This window comes from Agrobacterium sp. CMT1 (genome assembly GCF_037203725.1).
Lineage (GTDB): Bacteria > Pseudomonadota > Alphaproteobacteria > Rhizobiales > Rhizobiaceae > Agrobacterium > Agrobacterium pusense.
Window position 1 is genome coordinate 177542 of record NZ_JBBCAR010000011.1, and the last position, 18692, is coordinate 196233.

Consider the following 18692-nt stretch of genomic DNA (forward strand, 5'->3'; position numbering starts at 1 on the left):
CTCCAAAGAACCAAATCAGATACGTTCAATAAGGGCGAGCGCCGCCTCCGACGGTCTTACGCCCAGTCCCGGACCCGACGGCAGGTGATACCTGCCTTCGCGGCAATCCATGTCGCCCTCCAGCAGGCGGCGGTTCGGCTCGAAGATCGAATGCTGGAATTCGTGCCCCTTCAGCGTCGGCAACGTCGACGATGCCTGCAGGCTGGCGGCAAGGAATATGCCGGCGCCAATGGTAGCGTGCGGTATGACGTCGATGCCGTGTTCGGCTGCGAGAGCGCCGATACGGATGAAATTGGTGATACCCTTATGGCCCATTTCCGGCTGCACGATCGCAATACGGCAGCGTTCGATGCGGGCGCGCATATCCCAATGGGTGCGCCATTCCTCGCCCACCGCGACCGGCACGTCGGTATTTTTCGAAACCTTTTCCAGCCCGGCAATGTCCTCCGTCCAGACGGGCGCCTCGGCGAACCATGGATCGAATGGCTGCATTTCTGCGATGAGCTCCAGCGCCCGCTCCGGTGTCTGGTTCCAGTGCATATCGGCGGCGATCTTCGCCTGCGGGCCGAGCACCTGCCGAAGATTGGCAAGTTCCGCCGCCGGCCCATCATCGGCAACGGGCGTGGCGAATTTAAAGGCGTCGAAGCCACGATCCTGCCAGTATTTCGCCAGCTCTCCGCGCGCCTTCAGCGTCTTCTCCGGCAGGCCGGAAACATAGGCCGAAAAATTGTCCACGCCGCCACCCAGCAGGTCTCGAATGGATTTTCCGGCTTCCTGTCCGGCAATATCCCAGAGGGCGATATCGATTGCAGCAAGCGCATCCACGTAAAAGCCACCGGTATAACCGCGCACGCGCATCATATCGTAAAGATCGTCGTAGATCGCCGATGGATCGGATGCATCGCGGCCGATCACGAAACCGGCCAGCAGGTCGTTGATGAGAGCCGCCACCGCACCGGGTGCTACGATGCCATAGGTCTCACCCCAGCCGACGGTGCCGGCTTCCGTCGTCATTCGCAGAAGCACGCTGCGGTCGAAGGTTGGATAGACCGTGCGGTTGCCCTTTCTGACGATGTATCCATTGGGGTTGACCACTTCACCTTCCCGCAGCGCTCCGAGATAGGGAACTTTGCGTGGCTGGGTCAGCGTGAAGACTTCGATGGTTGCAACGGGGCTGTTCATGCGGCCTCCGGGGCGACAAGGCCGAGCTCGACGAGGTTGGCGTCGATATCGGCAATCGCCGCCTTGTCGAGTTCCGGGGTGGGCGCGCGGACACCGAGACCCTCGATCACCCCACGGCGGGCCAGCACGTACTTGGTCAGCCGCATGCGATAAACCGCCTGCAGAACCAGAAGCGGAAGAGTGCGGACATAGATTTTCCGGGCCTCATCCTGACGGCCCGCGCGGAGAGCGCGATCTATTGCCACGTGTTCCTCGACGATCTCCAGCGCCGGCATGGCAGCGGTGGCGCCACGCGCATATTCATCCAGAATGTAACGGGCGCCGCCGCCGCCGATGATACCCTTCAATGTTGAGGGCGCATGGGCGATGATATGGCTGATGGCGGGACCGGCCGGCAGCGTTTCTTCCTTGACGTAGGTGACCTGCGGCAGAGACCGGACGATCTCGACAATCGCCTCCGGCGACAGATCAGACCCGCGCGGCGCAGGCGCGTTCTGCAGGATGATTTCAACCCCGGGCAGCGCCTCGACAACCTTACCCAGAAACTCGATCAGCGCCGGCGCATCAGTCCCGACCGATTTTGGCGGCTGAACCATCAGGTGGCGAATACCGAGATCAGATGCGGCGCGGCCATGTTCAACCACGTCTCTCCAGTCTGCCGCGCTCGCGCCCGCCACGACCGGCACCCGGCCAGCAACAGCATCAACAACGATCTTCAGCAGCGACGCACGCTCTGCAGCATCCAAAGTCTCAACCTCACTGGCAAAACCCGGGAACACCACACCATCCACGCCTTTTTCGAGCGCGAAGATCACCAGTCGCTCCATACCCGCTTGGTCAATACCGCCATCCGCCAGAAAAGGCGTTGGCAAAACGGGCAAAATTCCCTTCAGGCCAGCCACCATCTTACTCCTCCCAATTGAGTATCATATATTGATACCTTGAATTCACTAATTGACACTACATAGACTTGAGCCCTATGACAAGCCCCCAGATGAAATGAACGAGGAGGTTCAGGGAAATGGCAGCACGGGCGACATCGATCATCGTCGATTGGGGAACGACATCATTGCGAGCGGCGCTTGTCGGTAACGACGGGGCGGAACTTGAACATCTGGAAACCGCCGACGGCATTTCGAGCCTTGCCGAAGGGCAACATGAGCCTGCCCTCATGAACGCACTCGCCCCCTGGTTTTCAAAACACGGCGCTCTGCCCGTGGCCGCGCTTGGCATGATCACCAGCCGCAACGGCTGGGTCGAGGTGGCCTATGTGCCCTGCCCGGCGGGACCGGCGGAACTTGCCGCCGGCACGGTGCGCAGGACGTTGCCCAATGGGTCCGACCTTGTATTCCTGCCAGGCCTGAACGACCCCGGCCGCCAGCCGTTTCCGGATGTCATGCGCGGCGAGGAAACCCAGATCGTCGGCCACGGCCTTACGGAAGACGCCACCCTCATCATCCCCGGAACCCACAGCAAATGGGCACGGGTGAAGACAGGGCGGATCGATGGTTTCCAGACATTCGTGACCGGTGAAATCTTCAACCTACTCATCAATCACTCCTTCATCGCGCGCGGTTCCGCACAGCCGCCGGTCGACGATCCGGAGGCATACCTGTGGGGTTTGAAAGAGGCCAAAAAATCCGCAGCCATGCTGTCGCTGTTGTTTTCCGCACGCACAGGCGGGCTCGCCGGCAAACTGTCGGCACAGCAGCTGCGGTCTTATGTCCGTGGGCTGGTCATCGGACAGGAATTTCGGCAGGCCCGCGATGCGGGATGGTACGCAGAGGGAGACGATGCGGCGATTGTGGGCAATGATGGGCTCAACGATCTCTATCTGATTGCCGCTGGCGAATTCGGCCTCAGAATATCAATGGGCGATGACGACGCGTTGACGAAGGGAGCCCTGGCGGTTCTGCAGAAGACGCTTTCCTGAATGGAAACGCCGGCTGGACACCTGGTGTCCGGCCTTCACAATACCAGGGACCAACATGTACGATTATCCGGCCAGCATCGGCACCAGCCGTCACGAAAACGATATCCTCACCATCCTGACGCGCCTTCAGCGACTCGGGCTGCCGGTGGACCCGATTGCCTTTTATGGCTCCTCATCTTTCCGGATATGGAACTCCATCGCCGAGGATCTGGGCACGCTCGACATCGTCAATCTCGGCTTTGGCGGCGGCACCTGCCTCTCGGCCGTTCACTACATGGAAAAACTCCTGCTGCCGCTGAGACCCCGGAGAGTGGCGCTCTATTTCGGCGAGAACGACATAGCCAGCGATGGCTTAAAGGCGGCCACGGCGCTGCAACATCTGCAGGCGCTCAGACAGCGCATCCTGCAGAAGCTGCCGCAGACGCAGGTTTTTGTTCTGGCCATCAAGCACAGCCCCGCGCGCTGGATTTATCGTGGCGAATTCGACCTTTTCAACCGCATGGCGCAGGACTGGTGCGAAAACTCCAACGACGCCGTCTGGCTGGACCCGAATGCCGGCCTTATGGGGGAAAACGGCCTGCCGATGTTCCGCTATTATCTTCCCGATCTGGTTCACCTTAATACCGCAGGTTACGCGGTCTGGGCGGAGGCACTTCGGAAGACGCCGGCGCTTCTCGCCTGATTTTCAGGAAAGAAGCCCGGCATCGACATGCTACCGCGTCGCCTGGGCGGATTCGATTGAGTCCGCCAGTATTTCCAGCCCAAGGTCGATCTCGGCATCGGATACGGTGAGCGCCGGCGCAATGCGGAAAACACCGCCCATGCCGGGCAGTTTGACGATGTTCATGCTGAGCCCTCGCAGCATCGCCTCCTGCATGATGCGGGCGCCCAGCTCGAAACCGGGCGCTTTCGTATGCCTGTCGGCCACGACCTCAAGCCCCAGCAGAAGCCCGCGGCCGCGCACGTCGCCGACACATTCGAACCGCTGTTGAAGTGAAAGAAGGCCTTCCTTCAGGCGGTTGCCACGGGCGATTGCCTGCGCGACAAGGCCATCGCGGGCCACCACGTCGAGAACCGTAACGCCGACAGCCGCAGGCAACGGATCCGACACGTGCGTCGTATAGAAGAGAAAACCTCTCTCAAAGGCTTTCTGCTCCACCTCCTCGCTGGTCATTACCGCGGCGAGCGGGAGGCCGGCGCCCAGCGTTTTTGAAAGCGTCATGATGTCGGGTGTAACGCCATCCTGCTGAAAGGCGAACATGTGCCCGGTCCTTCCGACCCCTGTCTGGGCTTCATCGAGGATGAGCAGCATGCCGCGCTCGACGCACTTCTTCTTGAGGGCAGCAAGATAGCCGACGGGCAATTCGAGGATGCCACCGCTCGACAGAATTGGTTCGGCAATGAAAGCGGCAAGATTGCCGGTGGACTGGCGGTCGATCAGTTCGAAGGCGTCATCAAGCTCCGCCTTCCAGTCATTCGATCCATCAGAATTCCTGAAACGCGGACGATAGGCGTTCGGTGCGGGGATGACGAGCGAGCCAGCCGTTGCAGGGCCATAGCCCCTGCGGCCGGCGCTATAGGTCGCGGAAGCCGCTGCGCCGGTCATTCCGTGCCAGCTCTGGGCGAAAGCGACGATCTCGTGACCACCGGTGACGAGCTTCGCCATACGGATGGCCGCCTCGTTGGATTCGGCGCCCGTGGTCAGCAATTGTACCCGGTCGAGACCGGGCGCGAGGGCTGCCAGCCTCGCCGCGAGCTCGACCACGGGACGGGACAACATCCCGGAAAACAGATGCGCAACCGACGCCATCTGCCGGTTGACGGTGGCGACGATGTCGGGATGGGTGTGCCCGAGCAGGGCGCTCATCTGGCCGGAGGTGAAATCGAGGATGGCACGGTCATCCGCATCATAAACGAAACTCCCCTCGGCCCGCTCAACAATGATCTCCTCGAAGGCAGGCCCATAACGGGTGAGATGTCTGTTGGCCGCCGCCCAGAAGGCCGGCTCCTCATTCAACGATGTGAAGTTCTTCGAAAGATCGTCCATGCCGAGGTTCCCTGTGTTTGATTTTGCCGGACGATAACAGGCTCTTGCAGCGACAGTCCAATTGATAGTATTTCAAGCGGATATAGATAATTTTGATATCGCCATGCTTGATCTCACACTCCTGAAGAACTTTGTCACCGTTGCCCGCGCAGGCTCCATCAGCACCGCAGCGACGCAGGTGGGGCGCACGCAATCGGCGCTCAGCACACAGATGCAGCGGCTGGAAGAACAGGTGGGGCAACCGTTGCTGCAACGAACCGGTGCGGGCGTACGGGTGACGGCGGCGGGCGAAAAACTGCTGGCCCATGCCAGCACCCTGCTTGCTCGTCATGACGAAATCCTCGCCGACATGAACGGCGCAACCGTCCAGGGCACGGTTAGCCTCGGATGTCCCGAAGATTATTCCATCGCCTTTCTTCCCGAATTGCTCAGGGGCTTCTGCGCCACCTATCCGGAAGTGGATTTGCGTATGGTCTGCGCGCCGACGATAGAGCTGCGCCCTCTCCTTCAGCGCCGTCAGATCGACATGGCGCTGGTTTCGCGCTCGGAACCGGATCACTCCGAGGTTCTTCGAAGGGAAAGCTTCGTCTGGGTGGCGGACAGGCCGGACACGGAACTTCTTGCCAAGGATGTGCTGCCGCTCGCTCTTTCGGCACCGGCGACGCTGGATCATCGCGCGGCGTGCAACGCCATGGAAACAGCCAATCGCCGCTACAGGATCGCCTTTGCCAGCAACAGCCTAGCGGGCCTCATCGCAATTGCGCGATCCGGCCATGCCATCAGCGTGCTCACGAGAACCGCTGTTCCACCGGATCTGCACGTCGTTAAAAGCTGGCTGCCTCCGCTGCCGACAATCGGCATAGCAATCGAATGCTCCGGCCCGCAGAGCTCCCCTGCAGCCAGGGCCTTGGGTGACCACATCCGTGCCGTTCTTCCAAGGTTGACCCCTTGAAACATTCCACCCAAGGCCACCGCATTCGCGCGGCTTTTGGATGAACGCAATGCAGTTTTGCCCGAGAGCCAAAAGAGGCCCGTTGTTCTTTTCAAACAACGAGCCTCTATCGTGCCGCTAGGCGGAGCGACCGGAGACAAATTCGCCTCCTGCACATGAACCTCAGATGAACAGCGACCCTTAACAAAGCCCGAGAAACCACCCGTAAGAATCCGGCGTAACGGCAGGCCGGATCGTTGAGATAACTCCGACAGAGCTTGGAAATTGCGTCGAGGGATCAGATCGGATCAAGACCCGCTCAACGAAAACGTGTATCCAGCGATCAGGGCAGCCATCTGGTCAAACCTTCGGACGCCCCTTCCGGGTGCACGTCGGCAGGCGACCATCTGCGGCAGGAATATCTCATGGGGTTGATGGCTATGGGGCCAGCATTGCACATGCCGAGGGACCGGTGATGGAAACAAGACGAAACCGCGTCATCACGACTGGAATAATTCTGGGGCTTCTCGGCGCGATGATACCGATCGCCACCATGGCCTACGCATCATGGATCATCGCGGTCAGGAAGGATCAGGACATTTTGAAGACGCTTGCCGATCAGGCTATTCAACGGGCGTCGGACACGTTCCGGGACGCAGAGAATGCGCTCGATGAGGTGGAGGCTGCCCGCTTGCCTTCCTGTTCCAACGACCACATAGAACTGATGCGCAGACTGACGATAAATGCACCCTCAGTGGAAGAAATCGGATATTTCGAAAACGGCGTCCTGAAATGCACCTCCTGGGGAGCCACCCAGGAAACGATACGCCAATCGCCGATCGATTTTACGACCGGGCAGGGATTAGAGGTGGCTATTCGCGTGGAGCCAAGCGCCAGTCGCGGCACACGGATGATCGCCCTTCACCACGGCGCGCACGGCGCACTTGTCAAACCCTCGCGTTTTGTCGACATCCTCATGGATGACAGCATGTCCCTGGCTCTTACGAACGACCGGGGCATTTTGATAAATGAACTGAATGCACCTGACCGCGCCCTGGTGCCGGCACCGCTCGGCAAGCCCGAAAAGGGCATGACGGAAGACACCATCTATGCTGTCAGCCGCCGTGACGATCTGGTGGCGATTGCGATGGAGCCACGTTCCAACGTCGCAGAGCAGGTGCGGCGTGAACGGATCTTGTTTCTTCCCGCCGGGGCAATTGTCGCGACCTTTGTGGTCGGCATCGTGGCATGGTTGTCGAAGAGGCGCCTGTCGCCACTCGCGGAGCTCGAGATCGCCGTTCGCAAACGGGAATTCATCGTTCATTACCAGCCGATCGTGGAATTGAAGACGGGCATCTGCGTGGGGGCGGAAGCGCTGGTGCGATGGAGGCGGCCGGACGGTACGCTTGTCCGCCCCGACCTGTTTATCCCCCTGGCGGAAGAAAGCGGCCTGATCATGCCGATCACCGATCAGGTCATCGACGCCGTCATTGCCGATCTTCGCAAGGTGCTTGTCGAGGACCGAACCCTGCACATCGCCATTAATCTCTGCGCCGACGATATCAAGTCTGGGCGTGTTCTCGCGGTCATCGCCAGCAAGCTTCGGCATACGGACATCCGGCCCGAGCAGATCTGGCTTGAGGCCACCGAGCGCGGCTTCATCGACATCAACGCGGCAAAGGTCACTCTTGCCGAGGCGCGCCAGCGCGGCCATTCGGTGGCGATCGACGATTTCGGAACCGGCTACTCCAGCCTTCAATATTTGCAGGGCCTTCCCCTGGACGCGTTGAAGATAGACAAATCCTTTGTCGACACGGTGGGCAAAGACACCGCAACGAGTTCGGTCACATCACACATCATCGGCATGGCGAAAGCGCTTGGCCTGTTCACCGTGGCAGAAGGTATCGAGGCGGAAGACCAGCGGGACTATCTGGAAGGTCAGGGTGTGGATTTCGGTCAAGGATGGCTGTTTGCGAAAGCGCTTCCCGCCAGCGAATTCCTTGCCTACCACCGTCACACGAAGCAGAAATACGGCGCCTCTCCCGAAATCATCAAGGCGGCGGGCAAGTAGGACATGGTCGTGTGCGAGGTCGAATCCCGGGCTGGCAGGCAACACAGGTTGAAACTGCAATATCTCAAAAAGAGACCTCCCCAAAAGCATCTTGGAGGAGGCCAGTTGGGGAGGTCGTCCACGGTGACCAAGCCAGGGGCAGTTTCGGAGCGCTTGGCCACACAGCCCATCGGACGGGCCGCTCTCGAACCGGGCACTGCGGCAATTGTTCCCTGACAGGCGTTTTTTGACTTCATCCGCATCCCAGGGGCAGCAATTGATACCCTGAGAGAAAAGCGCGAACCTCAGCCGGCGGGAACATCATCTGGCGAGGCGGGTTAGGGGCGGTTCAACAACAGGAGAAACGCGATGCCTCGCGGCGACAAATCGTCCTACACGGACAAGCAGAAGCGCAAGGCCGAACATATCGAAGAAGGATATGAGGATCGTGGCGTACCCGAAAAAGAGGCCGAACGCAGGGCCTGGGCCACGGTGAACGAGGAGAGCGGCGGTGGCAAGAAATCCGGCGCCGGCCGCGGACACGCGGAAAACCACGCGCCATCGAAAAAGGGTGGCCGCAAGGGCGGCGAGGCCGCGGCTGCGAGACCCAAGGCCGAACGGTCCGCCTCCGCCAAGAAGGCTGCGGCCACCCGCAAGCGCAATGAACAGCATGCACACCATTGAACCGTAAACCGATCGTGTGTTCGCCAACCAGAGGCGCTGATGACGTCCATGACGTCATGACATCCGATGCGTGCAACATGAATGCCGGGGAAACCGTTCAGGAGGCTTGCGTGGCTGAACAATCAGCCAAGGGCGGTCACCTGCCTTCCCAACCGGCACCGATCAGTCCCCGTCGGTTTCAGCGTTCTCTCCGCCCCGCATCATCGTCAGCAGCGGTTCGCGCGCGATGTTTTCTTCGATCCGCTGATGGCCAGAGGTTTCCGGTAGAGCCTTCTTGAAGTTTGCTGCGTAATCCTTCGGCATTTTCGGTGGCATCATCGGTTCGTATCTATCGACATTGGCCTGGATAATGACCGGTCCTTCCACCGCGAACGCCTCGTCAAGAACCCGCTCGATCTCATCAAATGTGGAGATCGTGAAACCTCTTCCCCCCATTGCATCTGCCGCCGCGGCAAAGTCGATCGGCGCGAGTTCGCAGGCGAATTGCGGGTGGCCGAGGAACATCATCTGCTCCCAGGCGATCTGGTTCAACATTCCATTGCATATGACCAGGATCCTGAGCGGCAGGCGATGCCGCACGGCGGTGGAAAATTCGCCCAGTTGCATTGCAAGGCCGCCGTCGCCCACAACCGCATGCACATGTCGGCCGGGACACGCCAGCCCTGCGGCAATGGCATAGGGCAAACCGGAGGCCATCGAGGCGAGTGCACCCGAAACGGAAAAGGCGTTTGTGGTCCTAAGATCGATGTGGCGCGCCGCCAACTCGGTATTCTGGCCTGAGTCGGTCACGAGCATTGCGTCCGAACCCATGCGTCGCCCAAAGGCATGAGCCACCGGCTGTGGCTTCAATGGGTGCGAGCGGTCCGAGGTGAGAAGCGCCATCTGATCACGCCACCCGCGCATCTGGTCCTGTGCGGCTTCAAGAAAAGACCGGTCGCCCTTTTTGTCCAGCATGGCGTTCAGGCGGCGCAATATGTCGCCCGCATCGCCCACAAGGCCACACTGCACCGGATGACGAAGCCCAATGCGTTGCGGGTCGAGATCGATCTGGACTGCCTTGACTGCCCGGGGATCAGGGTAAAATTCGATATAGGGAAAAGTCGATCCGACAATCAGCAACGTGTCGCAGTTTTTCATGATTTCCTGGGATGGTGCAGTGCCCAGGATACCGATACCGCCGGTGGTGTATGGGTCGTCATCATCCAAGGCCGCCTTGCCGAGAAGCGCCTTCGCCACCGGTGCGCCCAGCAGTTCCGCGCTTTGCTTCAGCTGGTCGCGCGCTTCGATAGCACCGCGCCCGGCCAGGATAGCCACCCTTTTTCCGTCGTTGAGCAAGCCAGCGGCCTCTCGGACAAGATTGTCAGCGGGTTCGTGGCGGTAAGAGAACCATTCATTCGGAACGTGCCTCGGCAGGTTTCGCCGGGATCGGCCTTCCTCTTCGGCCGGCTTCTCCTGCGTGTCGTTGGCGACCGAAAGATGCGCCACACCGCGGCGGGCGAGAGCGGTGCGGCAGGCAAGGCTGGCGACATTTTCCATATGTGCCGCGTCGCTGACAACAGTATTGTAGACGCTGACATCTTCAAAGACCCGTGTCAGGTCAACATCCTGCTGCGTAAAGGTTTCGACTAGGTCATGATATTGCATCCCGGTGATCGCAAGGACAGGAACCTGATCGAGTTTGGCATCATAGAGGCCTGTCAGCAGATTGGTGCCGCCGGGTCCCGAGGTCGCGAGACAGACCCCCAGCTTTCCCGTCCATTTGGCGTAGGCCGTCGCCATGAAGGCCGCAGACTGCTCATGCCGGGTCTGGATAAACCTTACGGCGTCCTGACGCTTGCGCAGCGCTTCCATCACGCCATTGATACCATCGCCCGGAAGACCGAAGACGGTATCGACGTTCCATTCGATCAATGTCTCCACCAGAATATCGGCTGCTGTGGTCATTGTCCGTTCCTCGCTCCTGTCGCACCCCACCGATTGCCGTCGGGATGCTCATTTTCCAAGAGAGTCGTATTCGGCTCCACGATACGACGCTGTCGGGGTCATCGCCGCGGCCGAAGCGAGCCCCAAGGCAGCTGACCCGTCGCCCAGGCACGCGCCCCTCCACACGGCTTGCCCACCGGGTTCAGATGATCGGCTTGCCGCCGGTCACGGCTATGGTTGCGCCGGACACATAGCTCGAAAGAGGATCAGCCAGCATGACATAGGTTGTCGCCAATTCGGCCGGCTGGCCCGGGCGCTTCATCGGCACCTGCTTGCCAAACTCGGCTACTTTTTCCGCGGGCATGGTGGACGGTATGAGGGGTGTCCAGATCGGACCGGGCGCGACCGCATTCGCCCGGATGCCTTTTTCCGCCAGCAGCTGCGCCAGGCCAGCCGTAAAATTCTGGATCGCGCCCTTCGTGGTCGCATAAGCAAGGAGAGTCGGATTGGGACTGTCGGAATTGACGGAGGCGGTGTTGATGATTGCCGCCCCGGCCTTCATATGTGGAACGGCTGCCTTTGTCAGGTAGAACATTGCGTGGATATTGACGGCAAAAGTCATCTCCCACTCGTCGTCACTGATGTCTTCTATTTCGGTGAAGGTGTTTTGATGGGCCGCGTTGTTGACAAGGATGTCGATGCCGCCCAGTTCCGTACGGGCCTTCTCGACAATCTGGCGGCAATGGGAGGATGACTGGATGTCGCCCGCCACCAGAACCGCCCTGCGTCCGGCTTCCTCCACCAGACGCCTCGTTTCTTCAGCGTCATCGTGTTCGTCGAGATACGCTATCAATATATCGGCGCCCTCGCGCGCATAAGCGATGGCGACTGCCCGTCCGATACCGCTGTCGCCGCCGGTAATGATCGCCTTTTTTCCTTCCAGTCGGCCAGACCCGACATAGGTCTTTTCACCATGATCAGGAACAGGTGACATCTCATTGGTACGGCCTGGGATTTTCTGTTGCTGTTCTGGAAAAGGGGGCTGCGGGTAACCGGTCATGGAGCTTTCCTGTCTTTCACAAAATAAACAAAGAAATCCCCGCGGCGTGCGCGGGGATCTTTCGGCTATCGGTAGTCACTAGGAGTTTTTATGGCTCTGCTGGCCGGCCTTCACATGCTGCTCATGCGTGCCGCCGCGGGTTTTGCCGTTGTCACCGCTGCCGGAGGCCGATGCAGACTGCGAACGCTTATCGCTGCCTTTATGGCTCTGCTGGCCTGCTTTCACGTGCTGTTCGTGCGTACCACCCTGATTTGCCATGGTATGTCTCCTCATGTTGGTGATTTATCACTCGCGCGCCTCATGGCCCGCACCAGTCGAACTGCGCGGCCCGAAAGGAGTTCCGAGATTTAACATTTCGTGAGGACGTATTTCAGGGACCGGCGTGGAACGCTGGCTCGCGGCCCTTGAGCTTTTGGCCCAGATGGTCGGCAAGCCGCATGGCAAGCGCCACGGCCGGCAAGGTGGGATTGGCGTGCCCGCCCGTCGGGAACACGCAGCTCCCGGCGACATAGAGATTGGCGATACCGTGGACCTTGCAGTCACTGTCGACCACGCCCGCATCGGCTGTTGCGGCCATCCGGGTCAAGCCGATCTGATGGAACCCGTCATAGGCCTGAACACGAAGAGCCTGCCGCCGCTCCGAAGAGGGGTGTAGAAAGTCGAGCTTCCCTACCCCATTTTCCCGCAGCCACTGATCCAAAAAGGCATGGGATTTTTCGATCGACTCAAGATCTTCCTCGCTGACCCGATAGTCTATCGCAACAGCGGCGGGCCGATCTTCCACGCCGGCGGGAGGCGGCAGAACCGTGCTGGCGTGATCAGGTATCTGCTCTGCGTGATAACGCAGGAGATAGCGCCGTGCCGGATTCACGAGCGGTTTATTGCGATCGCGGCGGCGGAGGAGCTGGCCGACTGTGGCCTGCAGATCGCGAAAAGCCGACAATGTAGGGACCAGATTCCGGAAATGCTCGCGATAACGAACGCCTGTGCTCAGGCGGGACCCTGCGGCCTTGCCCTTGGCCAGCAGACCATAAAGTCCGGTTAATTGCAGGGCGAGAAAGAGGGCGGAAAGACCGGCAGAATGGTGAATCGCGTTCGATATGGAGATGGTATCAAGCCAGAAGACGGAATTGAGCAGACCCAGACGCTGCTGGACATCCCCGGAAAGCTGGAACCTTCGACGGAAAATTCCGCCGGAAGGCGCTCTTTGAAAAGACAGCTGTTCCACCGTGGCGTCATTCTCAAGCTCGATCACGGCAATATAACCGGTGAGATGGCCTTGATAATAATGCCCGAGCGTCGGAGAAATACGCTCGGGCTGTTTCTTGCGTAGTTCGTGAAGCAAGCGGACATTGCCCACGCCGCCGCAGGCCAGCACAAGCATCGTTACCGGAACACGCATGTCGCCATGCCCGTTGCTGAGCCGGACATCCGTAACCGCCCCCGTGGCGTCGACATCGATTGTCGTTGCGGATGTATCCGAAAGAAAATGTATCAAACGGGATTTTTCAATTCGCTCCCGGCATGTCACGCCAAGGTCCGGCTGGCTGCTCCACCACTCGATAGAGTCAAGATGGATATCTCCCGCCGGTGAAGCACCGACGCCCGGCGACAGAGCCGAAGCCCTGACATTCAGAAAGTGCAGGGCATCGGCATAATAGCGGCTTATACTCTCATGACCGATCGGCCACCCGGAATTGGGAACATGCGCACGCTCGAGAAAGTCAATGTCATCGAACGGCACGCAACGCCCGCCCCACAGTGACGTGGTCCCGCCAAGCCCTCCTGCCGTTGAAGAAGCCAGAGGCGCATGGTGGTGGTTTGTAATGCTGGCAAGCCGTCCATCATGACCATTTCGGCCCGCCTCCACCAGCAGAACACTTACGCCCTGTCTTTCGAGGGCAAAGGCAAGCGCGAGCCCGACCGGCCCCGCCCCAATAACGCAAACCTGAAACGATATCGAAGACGCGCCCGGATTGTATTCGACCATCACCCCTCGCTTCCACGGATCATTTCCACACTAACGGAAGGTGGGGGGTGCCTTGCAACGCCAAGTTTTCACCGTTCACTTCGCGCCACTCGCCCCCCGGGCGGGAGCGCCGTACAGGCTAGCCAGAGAGCTCGCGGGACGCAAACCCGAGTGCGAGAGAAGAGCTAATGCGGCAGCGGCTTCGGAACCATGCAGATGAAGAGCAATTTCAAAGCCGCGCCGTTCCAGCCAACGGGCCACGACCCGGGCGCGAGCTTCCAGCGGCTTATCTACGGGAACGGTGCGAGCGGCATCATTCACCGGCAACACACATGTCTGCCGCTGAGTTTCCGAAACGAAGCCAGCGTTAACCGTCGCCCCGCGCTCAGCCCGCGCAGAATTTTTTCTCGACATCGTGATTGCTAACTGGGGCAGCCCCCTTTCCACCGACTTGGGCGAAAGACAGTGCGGGGCGATTTCTCTTTCAATTTCAAACGGTCACGTTCCCCACACCCCACGCAAATCGCCCAAAGAATTATCAAAATCGCGACACGCGAAATCTTTAGGCACACCCGCTTGCGAAATCGAAAGCTTCGTGATTGTATAGACAACTTGAGGGCAGCAATAGAGGGTGGTCAAAAACCCCGGCTACAGAGGATTGTGTGCGTGATAACGTTCGATCAGGTCAGCAAGCATTATCGTGGCGCGACAACGGCTGTAGACAGGTTGTCGCTCACCGCGCCGACAGGAAAATTGACCATTTTCGTTGGCCCCTCAGGCTGCGGCAAGACCACATCGCTGCGCATGATCAACCAGCTGATCACGCCTTCGTCCGGGTCGATCCTTCTTGACGGCGAACCCACGGACAAGATGGACGTAGCGCTGCTGCGGCGTCGGATAGGGTACGTCATCCAGAACGCTGGTCTCTTTCCCCATCGAACGGTGGTGCAGAATATCGCGACGACAGCGCGCCTGAACGGCACCCCCAAGCAGCAGGCGCTTCGCACCGCGCACGATCTGCTGGAGCGCGTAGGACTGTCGGCTGCCTTTGCCGATCGGTACCCGTGGCAGCTATCCGGTGGACAGCAACAGCGTGTTGGCGTTGCCCGGGCTTTGGCGTCGGATCCGAAATTCATGTTGATGGACGAGCCCTTCAGTGCGGTCGATCCGGTCGTTCGCGCGCAGTTACAGGATGAATTCCTGCGTCTTCAGCGCGAAATCGGCAAAACCATCATCATGGTGACACATGATATCGACGAGGCACTGAAACTTGGGGACCAGGTGGCGGTGCTGCGCACCGGCGGTACGCTGGCGCAAATTGCCACGCCACAGGAGTTGCTTGCGCGGCCGGCGGATGAATTCGTCGCAGACTTCATCGGCCGCGATCGCGGCTACCGGATCCTCGGTTTCGCCGAGTTCAAGGAAGGCATTTCTCTCGGCAAGGAGCCGACGGCGCCCCTCGGCACCAGTCCCGAGTCACTCCGTCAGATTGCCACAGACCGTTGGGTCCTGATAACCGACGCCGCAAATCGTCCGCTCGGCTGGGTGGACGTTGAAAGCACCGGAAATACCGTGCGCGAAGGCGACCTTAATCTCAGCGGGACCCTCGCTGTCGAGGGGAGCAGCCTGCGCCACGTCCTCGACGCGGCGCTCAGTTCACCTTCAGGCCGGGGCGTTATTGTGAGGCCGTCCGGCGAACTCGTTGGCACTGTGACCTTGCCTGATGTTGTGGCCGCGATTGAGGCCGCGCGCAACGGCCGTCAGGGGACGAGGTCATGAGGTTCGACTGGTTATACCGCGAATCCGGCCGCATCGCCGAACTGTTCGCCTGGCACGTATGGCTTTCCGTCATCCCCGTTGTGATCGGACTCATCCTGGCGCTGCCCCTCGGATGGCTCGCGCAGCGGGCAGGTCTTTTTCGCTCTGCAATGCTCGGCGCAGCCGGGCTGCTTTACACCATTCCTTCGCTGGCGCTCTTCGTCCTTCTGCCGCTCGTGTTGGGTACACGCATCCTCGATCCTCTGAACGTCGTCGTCGCGCTGACGATCTATGCGCTGGCTCTTCTGGTGCGAACCGTCAGCGACGGACTGGAGTCGGTGTCGCCGGATGTTGTCCAGGCCGCAAATGCCATGGGGTATCGCCCCATGCACCGTCTGCTCTTCGTCGAACTTCCCCTCGCCGTTCCCGTGATTGCAGCGGGCCTGCGCGTAGCCGTGGTTTCGAATGTCAGCATCGTCTCGGTCGCGGCGCTCGTGGGGACACCCCAGCTCGGCCTGCTTTTCACACAGGGACTGCAACTGCGCTTTCTGACACCGATCATTGCAGGCATTATCCTGTGTATTGTTCTGGCGGTCCTTCTGGATGGCATTGTGCTTTTCATCGCGCGTCGTCTCACACCTTGGCAGGCTGGAGGTGCTGAAAGATGATCGACTGGTTTTCAAACCCGGCACACTGGACCGGCAATGACGGTGTCTTCGCGCTTATTGTGCAGCACCTGGTGTATAGTTCCATCGCCCTCTTTTTTGCGTGCCTGATCGGCCTGCCGGTCGGCCTCTATGTCGGACACACCGGCCGTGGCGTTTTCCTGATCGCCGGTCTTGCCAATGCCTTGCGTGCACTTCCGAGCCTTGGCCTGATCGTTCTGCTGGTAATCCTGTTCGGACCCGTCTTTTCGTCAGACATGGCCTTTATTCTCCCCAGCATCGTCGTTCTGGTGCTTCTGGCGGTGCCGCCCATCATGAATGGCACATATGCCGGCGTGGCGGCGGTTGATCCGGCCGCGGTCGATGCGGCGCGCGGCATGGGCAAACGCCCGCTCGACATTCTCTTCGACGTGGAACTGCCATGCGCACTGCCGCTGATCTTTTCCGGTCTGCGCAGCGCGACATTGCAAATCATTTCAACCGCAACGATCGCCGCTTACGTGTCACTCGGCGGACTGGGCCGCTTGATCATCGATGGGCGGGCGCAAAACGACTATTATCAGATGGCAGCGGGCGCCGTGCTTGTTGGCGCTCTGGCGCTGGCCGTCGACCTGACGATAGGCATCATCTCGAAGCTGACGATCTCACCCGGACTGACGCGCCGCCATTAGGCGCGACATGCCCGAAAGACCGACGCATTTTCACCCAGTAAAAAACAAGAGGAGCAGCTGCATGGCATTCAGGATTTTAAAAGCCGCTGGCGCATTGGCCTTCATGGCGCTTTCGGCGACCACATCGTTCGGCCAGACCGACCCGCTGGGCGCGGCTCCGGCGGCGCGAACGGACACCTCGACCATCATCGTCGGCTCTGCCGACTTCCCCGAAAGCCAGCTTCTGGCGACCATCTACGCCAAGGCGCTTGCTGCAAAGGGCATCAAGGTGGAGACGAAACTCAGCATCGGCAGCCGTGAGGTCTACATCCCTGCCCTGCTCGACGGCTCGATCGATCTCCTGCCCGAATATGCGGGTGCGACGCTGAGCTATCTCGACAAAAACGCCACCGCGCACGCACCGGCGGACGTGGCGGCTGCGCTCAAGGCCGCTCTGCCAAAGGGCGTGTCGATGCTGACGCCATCTGAAGCACAGGACTCGGACGGCGTCGCCGTGACACGCGCAACCGCCGAGAAATACAAGCTGAAGACAATTGCCGATCTGGCACCGGTCGCCTCAGAATTGGTGCTCGGCGGTCCGCCGGAATGGAAAACCCGTAAAGAAGGCATCATCGGCCTCAAGGACATTTACGGCCTGGAGTTCAAGTCCTTCAAGTCGCTCGATGTCGGCGGTCCCTTGACGCTGTCTGCGCTGGTGAACGATCAGGTACAGGCGGCAAACCTTTTCTCGACGGATCCCGCCATTGCCGCCAATGATCTCATCATTCTTGAAGATGTGAAGAACCTCTTCCCGGCACAGAACATCGTCCCGGTTATCGCGACGCCAAAAGTCAGCGATGTCGTAACAACGACGCTCAACGCCGTATCCGCAGCCTTGACCACCAAGGATCTCATCGTCATGAACGGTCGACTGGCCAATCATGACAGCTTCGACGTCGTCGCCGAAGAGTGGCTCACGGCCCACAAGTTGAACTGACCATCATTTGCGGGTATGGCACACCCATACCCGCATACATGCATTTCCCTATGTCAGACGCCGAGATTTCGGGCTGTGACGACCAAGCGACTTGGAACCCATGCACACGGTAAAGAAACAGGTCGAAAATCGGCAGGATGAAGCGGCAATTTCCCCGCCGCTTTACGTCAAACTCAAGGACTACGTTCGCAGCCGCGTCGAAACGGGCGAATGGTCGATCGGCCAGCGTGTACCATCGGAGAATGAACTGGTGGACATGCTCGGTGTCAGCCGCATGACCGCCAACCGGGCGCTGCGCGAACTCGCGGACGAAGGATTTCTGGTTCGTGTCCGAGGCAAAGGCTCGTTCGTTGCAAGTAAAAAGCGAACGTCCCAATTCCAAAGTGTTCCCAATATTGCCGACGAGATCAACCAGAATGGCGGCATTCATACGGCAAAGATCGTTCTGCTTCGCATGGAGACATGCGATGCCGAACTCGCCGAAGCGCTCTCTGTCGATGTGGGCGCGACGGTTGCTCATTCGATTATCGTCCACGCGGAAGATTCCGTCCCGATGCAGATCGAAGATCGTTTCGTAAACCACGGGATCGTCCCGGATTACGTCAATCAGGACTTCAGCACCAGAACGCCGAACGGCTATCTCACCGCCGTGGCACCGATCATCAGGGCTGAACAACATATCGAGGCCGTGACGGCGCAGCCTTGGGAATGCAAGCTTTTGGCGATCTCCAAAGCAGAGCCCTGCCTTCTGGTGCGACGCCGGACATGGTCTGACGTTGGCGTCATCTCGTCGGTGCGCCTGCTCTATCCCGGAAGCCGCTACCGCCTGTACAGCACCTGATA

The 18692-nt window shown here is 59.8% G+C and carries 17 protein-coding genes; 10 read left to right on the top strand and 7 right to left on the bottom strand.

The window, feature by feature from the left end; all coding sequences use genetic code 11:
- Positions 1-15 precede the first annotated feature (15 nt).
- Positions 16-1182: a mandelate racemase/muconate lactonizing enzyme family protein gene (locus WA845_RS14805; RefSeq protein ID WP_044459757.1), complete on the bottom strand. Its 1167-nt coding sequence runs from the start codon at positions 1180-1182 to the stop codon at positions 16-18.
- Positions 1179-2087: a dihydrodipicolinate synthase family protein gene (locus WA845_RS14810; RefSeq protein WP_004438166.1), complete on the bottom strand. Its 909-nt coding sequence runs from the start codon at positions 2085-2087 to the stop codon at positions 1179-1181. Before WA845_RS14810 ends, WA845_RS14805 begins: the two co-directional genes overlap by 4 nt.
- A 116-nt stretch (positions 2088-2203) precedes the next feature.
- Here WA845_RS14810 and WA845_RS14815 point away from each other — a divergent pair, with 116 nt between their 5' ends.
- Both WA845_RS14815 and WA845_RS14820 read left to right on the top strand, forming a co-directional pair.
- Positions 2204-3115, top strand: a complete 912-nt coding sequence (locus WA845_RS14815) for a 2-dehydro-3-deoxygalactonokinase (protein WP_112555483.1) — start codon at positions 2204-2206, stop codon at positions 3113-3115.
- A 55-nt stretch (positions 3116-3170) separates the two neighbouring features.
- A complete protein-coding gene (locus tag WA845_RS14820; RefSeq protein WP_112555481.1) occupies positions 3171-3797 on the top strand; it encodes a GDSL-type esterase/lipase family protein in 627 nt (208 codons plus the stop codon).
- A gap of 30 nt (positions 3798-3827) precedes the next feature.
- On the opposite strand, the gene WA845_RS14825 is transcribed toward WA845_RS14820, so the two are convergent.
- Positions 3828-5162, bottom strand: a complete 1335-nt coding sequence (locus tag WA845_RS14825; protein ID WP_112555479.1) for an aspartate aminotransferase family protein — start codon at positions 5160-5162, stop codon at positions 3828-3830.
- Between the two features lie 103 nt (positions 5163-5265).
- Between WA845_RS14825 and WA845_RS14830 the strand changes: the two genes are divergently transcribed.
- The 3 genes from WA845_RS14830 (at position 5266) to WA845_RS14840 (ending at position 8827) form a co-directional block, all read left to right on the top strand.
- Positions 5266-6114 carry a LysR family transcriptional regulator gene (locus tag WA845_RS14830; protein ID WP_044459754.1) on the top strand — a complete coding sequence of 283 codons (849 nt, stop codon included), beginning with the start codon at positions 5266-5268 and terminating at the stop codon, positions 6112-6114.
- A gap of 454 nt (positions 6115-6568) precedes the next feature.
- Positions 6569-8164 carry an EAL domain-containing protein gene (locus tag WA845_RS14835; protein ID WP_112555475.1) on the top strand — a complete coding sequence of 532 codons (1596 nt, stop codon included), beginning with the start codon at positions 6569-6571 and terminating at the stop codon, positions 8162-8164.
- 348 nt (positions 8165-8512) lie between these two features.
- Positions 8513-8827, top strand: a complete 315-nt coding sequence (locus WA845_RS14840; protein WP_112555474.1) for a plasmid stabilization protein — start codon at positions 8513-8515, stop codon at positions 8825-8827.
- Positions 8828-8989: 162 nt separating this feature from the next.
- On the opposite strand, the gene WA845_RS14845 is transcribed toward WA845_RS14840, so the two are convergent.
- The 4 genes from WA845_RS14845 to WA845_RS14860 form a co-directional block, all read right to left on the bottom strand.
- A complete protein-coding gene (locus WA845_RS14845) occupies positions 8990-10771 on the bottom strand; it encodes a thiamine pyrophosphate-binding protein (protein ID WP_112555472.1) in 1782 nt (593 codons plus the stop codon).
- A 181-nt stretch (positions 10772-10952) separates the two neighbouring features.
- Complete coding sequence (locus WA845_RS14850; RefSeq protein ID WP_034498416.1) at positions 10953-11810, bottom strand: SDR family oxidoreductase; 858 nt, start codon at positions 11808-11810, stop codon at positions 10953-10955.
- A gap of 78 nt (positions 11811-11888) precedes the next feature.
- Positions 11889-12068, bottom strand: coding sequence for a hypothetical protein (locus WA845_RS14855; RefSeq protein WP_006698694.1), 180 nt, complete (start codon positions 12066-12068; stop codon positions 11889-11891).
- A 112-nt stretch (positions 12069-12180) separates the two neighbouring features.
- Positions 12181-13800 carry an FAD-dependent oxidoreductase gene (locus WA845_RS14860; RefSeq protein ID WP_112555470.1) on the bottom strand — a complete coding sequence of 540 codons (1620 nt, stop codon included), beginning with the start codon at positions 13798-13800 and terminating at the stop codon, positions 12181-12183.
- A gap of 645 nt (positions 13801-14445) precedes the next feature.
- Here WA845_RS14860 and WA845_RS14865 point away from each other — a divergent pair.
- The 5 genes from WA845_RS14865 (at position 14446) to hutC (ending at position 18690) form a co-directional block, all read left to right on the top strand.
- The gene (locus WA845_RS14865) at positions 14446-15558 is read left to right on the top strand and encodes an ABC transporter ATP-binding protein (protein ID WP_112555468.1); all 1113 of its coding nucleotides are present in this window, start codon (positions 14446-14448) and stop codon (positions 15556-15558) included.
- Positions 15555-16205 carry an ABC transporter permease gene (locus WA845_RS14870; RefSeq protein WP_006698697.1) on the top strand — a complete coding sequence of 217 codons (651 nt, stop codon included), beginning with the start codon at positions 15555-15557 and terminating at the stop codon, positions 16203-16205. Before WA845_RS14865 ends, WA845_RS14870 begins: the two co-directional genes overlap by 4 nt.
- Entirely contained in the window at positions 16202-16873 is a 672-nt protein-coding gene (locus tag WA845_RS14875) for an ABC transporter permease (protein WP_004438136.1), read from the top strand. Before WA845_RS14870 ends, WA845_RS14875 begins: the two co-directional genes overlap by 4 nt.
- A gap of 61 nt (positions 16874-16934) precedes the next feature.
- The gene (locus WA845_RS14880) at positions 16935-17849 is read left to right on the top strand and encodes an ABC transporter substrate-binding protein (protein WP_022563532.1); all 915 of its coding nucleotides are present in this window, start codon (positions 16935-16937) and stop codon (positions 17847-17849) included.
- A gap of 100 nt (positions 17850-17949) precedes the next feature.
- Positions 17950-18690 carry a histidine utilization repressor gene (gene hutC / locus WA845_RS14885; RefSeq protein ID WP_034498429.1) on the top strand — a complete coding sequence of 247 codons (741 nt, stop codon included), beginning with the start codon at positions 17950-17952 and terminating at the stop codon, positions 18688-18690.
- Positions 18691-18692 lie beyond the last annotated feature (2 nt).